The sequence below is a fragment of the Acinetobacter sp. NCu2D-2 genome (assembly GCF_001647675.1).
Taxonomy (GTDB): Bacteria; Pseudomonadota; Gammaproteobacteria; order Pseudomonadales; family Moraxellaceae; genus Acinetobacter.
The window spans coordinates 2,654,415-2,666,589 of sequence record NZ_CP015594.1; the positions used below are offsets into that span (position 1 = coordinate 2,654,415).

Genomic DNA, 12,175 nt, shown 5'->3' on the forward strand with positions numbered 1-12,175 from the left:
AGTATATCGCACAAATTGTATAACTGATCTATTTGGATTTTGTGATGTCAAATTTCCTGCCGGCTGAAGAACAACTTGCCCTCATCCAACGAGGCACACATGAGATTATTTCTGAAGAAGATCTTCTGAAGAAATTAAAACAGAATCGCCCATTAAAAATTAAAGCGGGTTTTGACCCTACAGCGCCTGATCTACATTTAGGTCATACAGTTCTTATTAATAAACTTAAAGTTTTCCAAGACTTGGGTCATGAAGTTTACTTCTTGATTGGTGACTATACTGCCATGATCGGTGACCCGACTGGTAAAAGTGCAACACGTCCACCTTTGTCACGTGAACAAGTGCTTGAAAATGCCAAAACTTATCAAGAACAAGTGTTTAAAATTCTTGATCCGGCAAAAACCAAAGTGGTGTTTAACTCAGAGTGGTTTGGTCAAAAGACTGCAGCTGATTTAATTCAATTGGCATCGCAGCAAACTGTTGCGCGTATGCTTGAACGTGATGACTTTACTAAGCGTTATAACAATCATCAGCCCATCGCAATTCATGAATTCTTGTATCCATTGGTACAGGGTTATGACTCAATTGCTTTGCAAGCTGACGTTGAACTTGGTGGTACAGACCAGACCTTCAACTTGTTGATGGGTCGTACGCTTCAAGGTCGTTATGATCAAGAACCACAAGTGTGTATTACTGTGCCAATTCTTGAAGGTTTAGATGGCGTAAATAAAATGTCTAAATCTTTAGGTAACTATATTGGTGTATTTGATGCACCGGGTGCAATGTACCAAAAAGTACTTTCAATGCCTGATTCGTTGATTGAGCGTTATTTCGATTTGCTCAGCTTCAAAACAGTGGCTGAAATTCAACAGTTGTTGAAAGAAGTGGCAGAAGGTCGTAACCCACAAGAAGTGAAAAAGATTCTTGCGCTTGAATTAGTCGAACGTTTCCATGGTGCGGAAGCTGCTGCACATGCTCATAAAGGTGCAGGGAACATCATTACTGAAGGTGAATTGCCAGAAGGTACACCTGAAGTAACCATTTCATTGTCTGAGTTTGGCGGTGAAATTTTCATTACTTCAATCTTGCGTGAAGCTGGTTTGACTAAAAACTCTGCACAAGCGAAAGATGCATTAGGTCGTGGTGCTGTAAAAGTAGACTGGAAAGCAGTCGATACGTCTTATTCTGTTAAAGAAAAAGTAACTTTGATTGTGCAAGCAAGTAAAAAAGCGATCGCAAAAGTAACCTTCGTAGATTAAAAACCTACATAAGTTATTGAAATAAAAGCAGGCTTCGGTCTGCTTTTTTTTTATGATGTTCTATATTAATATTACAAATAAGTAAATTCAAAAAAAACCTTATAAAAACAATAATTAAATTTTCCTAATGGCTTGCGTTTCTAAAATATTGTGTATAAGATTTATTCATCTAGAGATACCGTTTTGTAACATCTAGAGGGTAGTGGGATATAACAAGACTCCACAATTTAATAGTCTCTTCCCCAAGGGACTTTTTTTAAGATTTAACAGATAACTATAACAATGACATAGCTGGATCGAGTAAAGATTCAATTCTAAGGGAGAGATTTTGGGAGAGATCTCTTCCTTTTTTATTTGCTGTAAACCTACTTTATTTTAATTTTCCGTAGGTTTAGGTTTTGATTCAAACTTTAAGATATGTACATTGGCAAGTAAGAGTCGCACAATATAGCCGACAGAAAGTGCACAGATAAATGTACCTTCACGGACACCAATCACTTTTCCTAAGCAGCTTAAACCTGCGATTACTGCAATCATGACTAAAGCAATATCGCCATAGATTTTGCATTTACCAAACTCAATCTTAAAACGTTGCGAAATAGCACTATAAAGCCCTTCACCCGCCAAAAAGATCAGATTGGCTTTGACCATGAGAAAAACGCCAATTGCGGTGACAACGCAGCTCAATAGGCATAATACAAGTTGCAGACTATAGGCTTGGATGCTCCAGCTATTGGTTAGCCACATTAAAGCATCTATGAGGCCACCAAAAGCGATCCCAATAGGAAGTTGGAGGTATTGATACCACTGAAAACTTTTGCCAAGCAAAAGTGCTTGAGTAAGGATCATGATGATATGAAGTAAAATGGTGAGTTGTCCCACGCTCAAATCGATAATAAAACTAAAACTATACGGAACTGATGAGATCGGTGAAGTACCAAGGTGAGAATGAATAGATAGGACAACGCCAAAAGCCATAAGTGTCAGTGCTAAAAATAAAAGGCTAAGGCGGGGGAATAAGAACACAGGCATATATAGTTTCTTTATAAATAATGTAATGCTGCTTGATGAATGAAAATGAGCAGAAAAAAAGATGAATGCTGCAGTTTATAAAAGATGGATGAAATTTCAACAAAAATCGTCTAATTTTTAAGACTTACTAGTAGTTGAGTAAAATAAGAATTAAAGAGGGTGTGATGCAAGCTTACGATACCAATAATCAAGACTTCGAAATTCAGCAAATTATGGCGTATTTATTTGGTTGTGAACTTTCAGAACATAAAAGCAATAGCTACCCAGCTATATTGGAAAAGTTTGAACAGCTTGAAATGGATGCGATGTACCAACTTTTTGCCTTAGTACAGGAACAATTACCAAAACGAGCAAAGCTATTTTTCGCAGGGGAGAATTTTATGGGTAAAAAACAGGTGATAGAGGAAGTGATGTATCACTTATTTAAAAACAAATAGGATTAAGACCTAAAAACGCTTAATGATGTCATGGTGAAATAAAAAGAAAAAAGGTAAATCAGAAAATAAAACGATAAATTTTCATAAAAATGAGTAAAAAACAGGTAAAAAAGCATTTTTTTCACGTTTTTTGTAGAAAAAAGATACATACGTGAAAAATATAGTGAATTGGGGGTTGCAATGATTCTGAAATCCTCTAGAATGCACCCATACCGACGAGATACACGGTACGAACGAAACGCGAAGCGTTAAGTTGTAAAGTGTTCGAGTCCAGCTTCTAGCATTGACGAGATGTTAGAAAGATCATTAAGAGATTATGAAGAACAACTTGTGTGGATTTTTACTGGTTGATTGATCGAAATTATTTTCATTGATTGATGGTAGAAATTACTCGAAGTTTATTTGAGAAATATTTGTCAGAAAATTGATGAGCCAAGATTGGCACCCTTTAAGGTGCTACTGATTTTAAACTGAAGAGTTTGATCATGGCTCAGATTGAACGCTGGCGGCAGGCTTAACACATGCAAGTCGAGCGGGGATAGGTAGCTTGCTACTGATTCCTAGCGGCGGACGGGTGAGTAATACTTAGGAATCTGCCTATTAGTGGGGGACAACAGTTGGAAACGGCTGCTAATACCGCATACGCCCTACGGGGGAAAGCAGGGGATCTTCGGACCTTGCGCTAATAGATGAGCCTAAGTCGGATTAGCTAGTTGGTGGGGTAAAGGCCTACCAAGGCGACGATCTGTAGCGGGTCTGAGAGGATGATCCGCCACACTGGGACTGAGACACGGCCCAGACTCCTACGGGAGGCAGCAGTGGGGAATATTGGACAATGGGGGGAACCCTGATCCAGCCATGCCGCGTGTGTGAAGAAGGCCTTTTGGTTGTAAAGCACTTTAAGCGAGGAGGAGGCTCCTGTAGATAATACCTACAGAGAGTGGACGTTACTCGCAGAATAAGCACCGGCTAACTCTGTGCCAGCAGCCGCGGTAATACAGAGGGTGCAAGCGTTAATCGGATTTACTGGGCGTAAAGCGCGCGTAGGTGGCCAATTAAGTCAAATGTGAAATCCCCGAGCTTAACTTGGGAATTGCATTCGATACTGGTTGGCTAGAGTATGGGAGAGGATGGTAGAATTCCAGGTGTAGCGGTGAAATGCGTAGAGATCTGGAGGAATACCGATGGCGAAGGCAGCCATCTGGCCTAATACTGACACTGAGGTGCGAAAGCATGGGGAGCAAACAGGATTAGATACCCTGGTAGTCCATGCCGTAAACGATGTCTACTAGCCGTTGGGGCCTTTGAGGCTTTAGTGGCGCAGCTAACGCGATAAGTAGACCGCCTGGGGAGTACGGTCGCAAGACTAAAACTCAAATGAATTGACGGGGGCCCGCACAAGCGGTGGAGCATGTGGTTTAATTCGATGCAACGCGAAGAACCTTACCTGGTCTTGACATAGTAAGAACTTTCCAGAGATGGATTGGTGCCTTCGGGAGCTTACATACAGGTGCTGCATGGCTGTCGTCAGCTCGTGTCGTGAGATGTTGGGTTAAGTCCCGCAACGAGCGCAACCCTTTTCCTTATTTGCCAGCACTTCGGGTGGGAACTTTAAGGATACTGCCAGTGACAAACTGGAGGAAGGCGGGGACGACGTCAAGTCATCATGGCCCTTACGACCAGGGCTACACACGTGCTACAATGGTCGGTACAAAGGGTTGCTACCTAGCGATAGGATGCTAATCTCAAAAAGCCGATCGTAGTCCGGATTGGAGTCTGCAACTCGACTCCATGAAGTCGGAATCGCTAGTAATCGCGGATCAGAATGCCGCGGTGAATACGTTCCCGGGCCTTGTACACACCGCCCGTCACACCATGGGAGTTTGTTGCACCAGAAGTAGGTAGTCTAACCTTAGGGAGGACGCTTACCACGGTGTGGCCGATGACTGGGGTGAAGTCGTAACAAGGTAGCCGTAGGGGAACCTGCGGCTGGATCACCTCCTTAACGAAAGATTGACGATTGGTAAGAATCCACAACAAGTTGTTCTTCATGACGATGTATCTGAGGGTCTGTAGCTCAGTTGGTTAGAGCACACGCTTGATAAGCGTGGGGTCACAAGTTCAAGTCTTGTCAGACCCACCATCTGCAATAGACAGTAATCGATACATTGACTTATTGATAAGCTGGGGACTTAGCTTAGTTGGTAGAGCGCCTGCTTTGCACGCAGGAGGTCAGGAGTTCGACTCTCCTAGTCTCCACCATCACTTAAATCATCAGATTTAAGTAGAATGAGTTAAGAATAACCATTCAGTAAGATGAATGTTTAGTTCCTAAGCGATCAAGTGATTAGATCCTAGAGATTAACAAGTAGAAGCGTTATGATACGCACCACTTGATAATCTCTGTGATTTATCACAGTAATGCAATCTGACGAAGATGCATTAAATCATTAACAGAATATATTTGAGTTGAAATAATTTGTTCATACTCGTTAAGACTTAAACAAGCAATTGTTTAAAGATTAATGAGTACTAGCGATTAAACTGAATCAAGCGTTTTGGTATGTGAATTTGATTGAAGCTGTACAGTGTTTAAGTACACAAACAACGAACTGTGAGTCTTAGGACTTGTTGGTTGATCTACTTGTAGGATTGATCGACTGTTTGGGGTTGTATAGTCAAGTAATTAAGTGCATGTGGTGGATGCCTTGGCAGTCAGAGGCGATGAAAGACGTAATAGCCTGCGATAAGCTCCGGGGAGGCGGCAAATATCCTGTGATCCGGAGATTTCTGAATGGGGAAACCCACTTACCATAAGGTAGGTATCATTAACTGAATACATAGGTTAATGAGGCAAACGAGGGGAAGTGAAACATCTCAGTACCCTTAGGAAAAGAAATCAATTGAGATTCCCTCAGTAGCGGCGAGCGAACGGGGATCAGCCCATTAAGTCATATAAGCTTTAGTGGAACGCTCTGGGAAGTGCGACCATAGATGGTGATAGTCCTGTACACGAAAGGGCTTATATGATGATGTCGAGTAGGGCGAGGCACGTGAAACCTTGTCTGAATATAGGGGGACCATCCTCTAAGGCTAAATACTCCTGACTGACCGATAGTGAACCAGTACCGTGAGGGAAAGGCGAAAAGAACCCCTGTGAGGGGAGTGAAATAGATCCTGAAACCGCATGCATACAAGCAGTGGGAGCATCTTCGTGATGTGACTGCGTACCTTTTGTATAATGGGTCAGCGACTTACATTCAGTAGCGAGGTTAACCGTATAGGGGAGCCGTAGGGAAACCGAGTCTTAATAGGGCGTTTAGTTGCTGGGTGTAGACCCGAAACCGGGTGATCTATCCATGAGCAGGTTGAAGGTTGGGTAACACTAACTGGAGGACCGAACCCACTGTCGTTGAAAAGCCAGGGGATGACTTGTGGATAGGGGTGAAAGGCTAATCAAACTCGGTGATAGCTGGTTCTCCCCGAAAGCTATTTAGGTAGCGCCTCGGACGAATACCATTGGGGGTAGAGCACTGTTTCGGCTAGGGGGTCATCCCGACTTACCAAACCGATGCAAACTCCGAATACCAATGAGTACTATCCGGGAGACAGACTGCGGGTGCTAACGTCCGTAGTCAAGAGGAAAACAATCCAGACCGCCAGCTAAGGCCCCTAAATTATAGTTAAGTGGGAAACGATGTGGGAAGGCATAGACAGCTAGGAGGTTGGCTTAGAAGCAGCCACCCTTTAAAGAAAGCGTAATAGCTCACTAGTCGAGTCGGCCTGCGCGGAAGATGTAACGGGGCTAAAACTATATGCCGAAGCTGCGGATTTGCAATTTATTGCAAGTGGTAGGGGAGCGTTCTGTAAGCCGATGAAGGTGGATTGAGAAGTCTGCTGGAGGTATCAGAAGTGCGAATGCTGACGTGAGTAACGATAAAACGGGTGAAAAACCCGTTCGCTGAAAGACCAAGGGTTCCAGTCCAACGTTAATCGGGGCTGGGTGAGTCGACCCCTAAGGCGAGGCCGAGAGGCGTAGTCGATGGGAAATTGGTTAATATTCCAATACTTCTGTTTAATGCGATGAGAGGACGGAGAAGGTTAAGTCAGCCTGGCGTTGGTTGTCCAGGTGGAAGACAGTAGGCATGCATCTTAGGCAAATCCGGGGTGCTCTATGCTGAGAGTTGATAGCAAGCTGTACTTGTACAGCGAAGTGGCTGATACCATACTTCCAGGAAAAGTCTCTAAGCTTCAGTTAAACAGGAATCGTACCCGAAACCGACACAGGTGGTCAGGTCGAGTAGACCAAAGCGCTTGAGAGAACTCTGCTGAAGGAACTAGGCAAAATGGTACCGTAACTTCGGGAGAAGGTACGCTGCTTTTGGTGATGGAACTTGCTTCCTGAGCTGAGAGCAGCCACAGAAACCAGGCCCCTGCAACTGTTTATTAAAAACATAGCACTCTGCAAACACGAAAGTGGACGTATAGGGTGTGATGCCTGCCCGGTGCTGGAAGGTTAATTGATGTGGTTAGCGCAAGCGAAGCTATTGATCGAAGCCCCAGTAAACGGCGGCCGTAACTATAACGGTCCTAAGGTAGCGAAATTCCTTGTCGGGTAAGTTCCGACCTGCACGAATGGCATAATGATGGGGGCGCTGTCTCCAGCAGAGGCTCAGTGAAATCGAAATCGCCGTGAAGATGCGGTGTACCCGCGGCTAGACGGAAAGACCCCGTGAACCTTTACTGCAGCTTGACATTGAACTTTGATCTTACTTGTGTAGGATAGGTGGGAGGCTTTGAAGTCGTGACGCTAGTTGCGATGGAGCCAATCTTGAAATACCACCCTGGTAATATTGAGGTTCTAACTCTGTCCCGTAATCCGGGACGAGGACCATGTCTGGTGGGTAGTTTGACTGGGGCGGTCTCCTCCTAAAGAGTAACGGAGGAGTACGAAGGTGCGCTCAGCGTGGTCGGAAATCACGCGTAGAGTATAAAGGCAAAAGCGCGCTTAACTGCGAGACCCACAAGTCGAGCAGGTACGAAAGTAGGTCTTAGTGATCCGGTGGTTCTGTATGGAAGGGCCATCGCTCAACGGATAAAAGGTACTCTGGGGATAACAGGCTGATACCGCCCAAGAGTTCATATCGACGGCGGTGTTTGGCACCTCGATGTCGGCTCATCTCATCCTGGGGCTGAAGCAGGTCCCAAGGGTATGGCTGTTCGCCATTTAAAGAGGTACGCGAGCTGGGTTTAGAACGTCGTGAGACAGTTCGGTCCCTATCTACCGTGGGCGTTGGAAATTTGAGAGGATCTGCTCCTAGTACGAGAGGACCAGAGTGGACGAACCTCTGGTGTACCGGTTGTGACGCCAGTCGCATCGCCGGGTAGCTATGTTCGGAAGGGATAACCGCTGAAAGCATCTAAGCGGGAAGCCTACCTCAAGATAAGATTTCCCCGAGACTTTATGTCTCCTAAAGAGCCGTTGAAGACTACGACGTTGATAGGTTGGATGTGGAAGTGCGGTGACGCATGAAGCTGACCAATACTAATTGCTCGTGAGGCTTGACTATACAACACCCAAACAGTTGGTGTTGTTGATCAAATCATCATCACAATAACTTGATTTAGTTAACGCTAAAGATGAACGAAGAATAAGCAAACGCGAAAGCGTTTGCCTGAGTGCAAGGCATAAAGCTACGCTTTATGTTACACTCACAACTCAAGTATCCCTGTTAATGAACTCTATTTGGTACGAAGTAAGGCATACACAACGTGTAATAAGACCCGAACAAGTCCATAACAGTTGTGCTGGCGACAATAGCAAGAGTGAACCACCTGATCCCTTCCCGAACTCAGAAGTGAAACCTCTTAGCGCTGATGGTAGTGTGGCATTTGCCATGTGAGAGTAAGTCATCGCCAGCTCATTATTCCAAAATCCCCCCTAGCTCAATAGCAGGGGGGATTTTTTTATGCAGGAAGAAAAGTTATTTATTAAATGAGCTAGTCACTTATTCGTATTGGTTACATTAAAAGCAATGAATATGCTGCTTAAGAGATAAATGGTCAATTATTTGGCTTGCTTCAATAGTATAATGTTCACATAAATTTTGTTGTGATGTGATGCATGTTCCGCACCCATTTATATCTTCTTTTTATGCTGGGTTTTGTGTGGAATTCATTAGCAAACGCAGCGATTCCGATCGATTTTAATACAGATCGAAATACATCACTGTCAGGTCAATGGCAATATTATCCCAATACTTTAATTTATACTCCAAATTATCCCCATCACGCGCTTGAAGCTGACTCAGAAACGGTTGAATTACCCAATTCTTTTCTAAATTTGACTGGAAATAGAGATGGTATAGGCTCTTTTCAACAGCATTTTTTACTACCAGAGGCTGCGGTTGGTAAAACGGTTTACGTCTATGTTCCCTACCAATATGGTGCGTATGAAATTTATGTAAATGGCCGTTTGATCGCGAAAATGGGGCAGGTGGGTGATGTAAACTCGCATAAAACCATGATGGCACCGAAGCTAGCCTCTTTTTTCTCGGATCGTCGTGATGTCGAACTGACAATTCAAGCTTCAAGTTTTAAACATATTCGTGGTGGTTTAGAAAACCAAATGTATATGGGCTATACCCAGCCTATTTTGCATCAATTCTATCGTCAAGTGATTCCACTAAGTTTGACCAGCGGTATGCTCTTTATGACCGGTAGCTTTATGCTGTTATTTGTGTTGTATCGAAGCCGTCAGACTTTCCTTAAAAACCCTTTACTATACCTCAGCTTATTTATCCTTTTCTTTAGCTTTAGAAGTTTCTTTGCTGTTCCATTTTTATATAGTTTATTTACGAATATCAACTGGTTATGGGGAACTAGATTTGAGTATTTGCTTACAGAATTAGCCAGTATTTCTTTCGTTTTCTACTTGTATTTGTTGCCACTGAATCTGATTCATCGCTGGATATTTAGAACATCTTTAGTCTTGATTGTGATTAATATTGTTCTGACTTTGAGTCTTCAGCCGGTTATTTTTCAGGATGTTTTCTTTAAAAGTTTCATCTTTAGTTTTGTGTTGTTTGCGAATTTAATTTTATCTATTTTTAGAATCTATAAAAATAAAATCCACTATTCTAAAGTGAATGCATTTGCCATTTTTATATTGTGCATGACTTTTTTGCATGATTATTTATTGGGTCTAAAGCTCATTGATTCGGTTGAAATCGCATTTTATTCCTCATGCATTTATTTTATTTGCGTTACTTTCCAGCTCAGCTATGACTATGCCAATAAAAGCTTTCAGTCAGAGCATTTAAATTACAAACTACTGCAGTTGAATAAAAGTCTAGACCGCAAAGTGGCAGAGCGTACACGTACGGTTGAAGAGCTCAATCAGAAGTTGGAACGACAAGTACTGACCGATGCTTTAACGGGAAGTTATAACCGTCATGCGCTTAATATAGAAGTGAAAAAGCGATATGAAGAAGCATGTCGCTTGCATCATACACTCGCATTTTTGATGATCGATGTCGATTTCTTTAAAAATTATAATGATATGTATGGGCACCTAAAGGGTGATGACGTTTTAAAGAATTTAGTCACAACATTACAAAAGATCTTACCAGACAATGCCTTCTTGGCTCGTTATGGTGGTGAAGAGTTTGCTGTGATCTTCAGTGATCTTTCATTTGAAACAGTTACAGATTTAGCTGCCCAATGTTTAGAGGAAATTCGTCAGCAGAATTGGCAACATCACAATCGTCCTGATCATAAAACGATAGTCACGATTAGTATTGGCGGGGCTGTGATGGATTGTCAGCATGTTTATGCTGATCTATTTGAACTAATGAAAGAAGCGGATCGACAACTGTATAAGGCAAAAGAACAGCGCGATTCAGCTTGTATTAACAGTTAGATGTCCACTAACTTCATATTTATTAAAGAATACTGTTTGGGTAAAGTTTACGATTGCTCACCTTTTTATACTTGTAGAAAGGGCAATTATTGCTAAATTGGAAAGAAGTTTTTTCGTGATAAAAAATAACAATGAAGACGATCCATCTAACAACACTATTATGTTTTGGTTCTATTGCGTATGGTTTATCGGCTTGTCATGCACCAGATAAGACTATAGCAAATAATAACCCAAGCACTTCCTCAGCACATTCAACGCAAACAACGACTTCAGTCAATCAGTCCTACAAAATTGAAACAGTAGCAGTATTCGATGAGCCTTGGGCGGTGACATCGCTTGAAAATGGTCATCTACTCATTACTGAACGCAAAGGAAAGTTATTTTTATATGACCCATCAACTCAGAAAAAAACTGAGATAACAGGGCTTCCTAAAGTTGCGTATGGCGGACAAGGTGGATTAGGGGATATTAAACTGCATCCTGATTTTGCCAAAAATCAGTGGGTTTATCTCAGTTATGCAGAACAAGGTCAGGGCGGTTACGGTGCTGTCGTTATCCGTGGAAAATTAGATTTAAAGCAAAGCACACCACAATTGACCAATATTGAGAAAATTTGGACACAGGTTCCTAAATTTACCTCAGGACAGGGTCATTATGGTTACCGAATTGCCTTTGATGCAGCTAAAAAGTTATGGATAAGCTCGGGTGAACGTCAACAGTTTGATCCTGCACAGGATATGAATTCGAATGCAGGCAAAATTATTCGCTTAAATGATAATGGTTCGAATCCGAAAAATAATCCCTTTATGAATCAGGGCAAGATCGCTCAGCAAGTATGGAGCTTAGGACATCGAAATCCGCTAGGTTTAGCTTTTGATCCAGAAGGGCAGCTTTGGGTGGTGGAAATGGGACCTAAAGGGGGAGATGAGCTCAATAAAGTGCTGAAAGGTAAAAATTATGGTTATCCAATCGTTTCTAATGGCGATCATTACGATGGTAAACCTATCCCGAACCATCATACTCGACCGGAATTTGAAGCACCTGCATTGCACTGGACACCGGTGATTTCGCCTTCAAGTTTAATGTTCTATACAGGCCCAGTGTTTCCTCAATGGCAAAATAAAGCCATGGTGACAGGATTGTCTTCTCAAGCGATTGTGATTGTCGATACTGCACAGACACCTGTCAAAGAGATTCAACGCTTAGATATGGGTGCACGTATACGCGGGCTGACACAGGCCAATGATGGCTCACTATGGGCAATTGAAGATGGTCCTCAAGCGAAGCTACTAAAAATTACGGCTAAATAGCGAGATGAATTGATTAAAAAATCTTTCATCTGATATGGAGGATTTTTTAAATTTCACTTGATAATAGATTGAGTTTAGGTAGCGATTTTTTTATAAGAAAATAATTTTTTCGATATCTAAATAAGAAAAAACCCCGACATCCTGTCGAGGTTTTTTGGATCTTTTATTACAGATACAACTCCTGTCATATCTATCAGCTTCCTGCTGTTTATCTAT

5 protein-coding genes, 2 tRNA genes and 3 rRNA genes are annotated in these 12,175 nt (G+C 42.4%); 9 read left to right on the plus strand and 1 reads right to left on the minus strand.

Features of this window, described 5'->3' with window-relative positions:
- Positions 1-26 precede the first annotated feature (26 nt).
- Positions 27-1,259, plus strand: a complete 1,233-nt coding sequence (gene tyrS, locus A3K93_RS12805; protein WP_171255114.1) for a tyrosine--tRNA ligase — start codon at positions 27-29, stop codon at positions 1,257-1,259.
- A 375-nt stretch (positions 1,260-1,634) separates the two neighbouring features.
- On the opposite strand, the gene A3K93_RS12810 is transcribed toward tyrS, so the two are convergent.
- Positions 1,635-2,237 carry a YczE/YyaS/YitT family protein gene (locus A3K93_RS12810; protein ID WP_067731559.1) on the minus strand — a complete coding sequence of 201 codons (603 nt, stop codon included), beginning with the start codon at positions 2,235-2,237 and terminating at the stop codon, positions 1,635-1,637.
- A gap of 218 nt (positions 2,238-2,455) precedes the next feature.
- Here A3K93_RS12810 and A3K93_RS12815 point away from each other — a divergent pair, with 218 nt between their 5' ends.
- The 8 genes from A3K93_RS12815 (at position 2,456) to A3K93_RS12850 (ending at position 11,959) form a co-directional block, all read left to right on the plus strand.
- Positions 2,456-2,728, plus strand: coding sequence for a hypothetical protein (locus A3K93_RS12815; RefSeq protein ID WP_067731560.1), 273 nt, complete (start codon positions 2,456-2,458; stop codon positions 2,726-2,728).
- Positions 2,729-3,195: 467 nt separating this feature from the next.
- Positions 3,196-4,733: ribosomal RNA gene (locus tag A3K93_RS12820) — 16S ribosomal RNA — on the plus strand.
- A gap of 61 nt (positions 4,734-4,794) precedes the next feature.
- Positions 4,795-4,871: transfer RNA gene (locus A3K93_RS12825), tRNA-Ile, on the plus strand.
- Between the two features lie 43 nt (positions 4,872-4,914).
- Positions 4,915-4,990: transfer RNA gene (locus A3K93_RS12830), tRNA-Ala, on the plus strand.
- Positions 4,991-5,404: 414 nt separating this feature from the next.
- Positions 5,405-8,298: ribosomal RNA gene (locus A3K93_RS12835) — 23S ribosomal RNA — on the plus strand.
- Positions 8,299-8,535: 237 nt separating this feature from the next.
- A 5S ribosomal RNA gene (gene rrf / locus A3K93_RS12840) occupies positions 8,536-8,650 on the plus strand.
- The 16S, 23S and 5S rRNA genes sit together here with 2 tRNA genes alongside, the layout of an rRNA operon.
- A 244-nt stretch (positions 8,651-8,894) precedes the next feature.
- Positions 8,895-10,649: a sensor domain-containing diguanylate cyclase gene (locus tag A3K93_RS12845; RefSeq protein ID WP_157883281.1), complete on the plus strand. Its 1,755-nt coding sequence runs from the start codon at positions 8,895-8,897 to the stop codon at positions 10,647-10,649.
- A 131-nt stretch (positions 10,650-10,780) separates the two neighbouring features.
- Positions 10,781-11,959 carry a PQQ-dependent sugar dehydrogenase gene (locus A3K93_RS12850; protein ID WP_067731562.1) on the plus strand — a complete coding sequence of 393 codons (1,179 nt, stop codon included), beginning with the start codon at positions 10,781-10,783 and terminating at the stop codon, positions 11,957-11,959.
- The last annotated feature ends 216 nt before the right edge of the window (positions 11,960-12,175 follow it).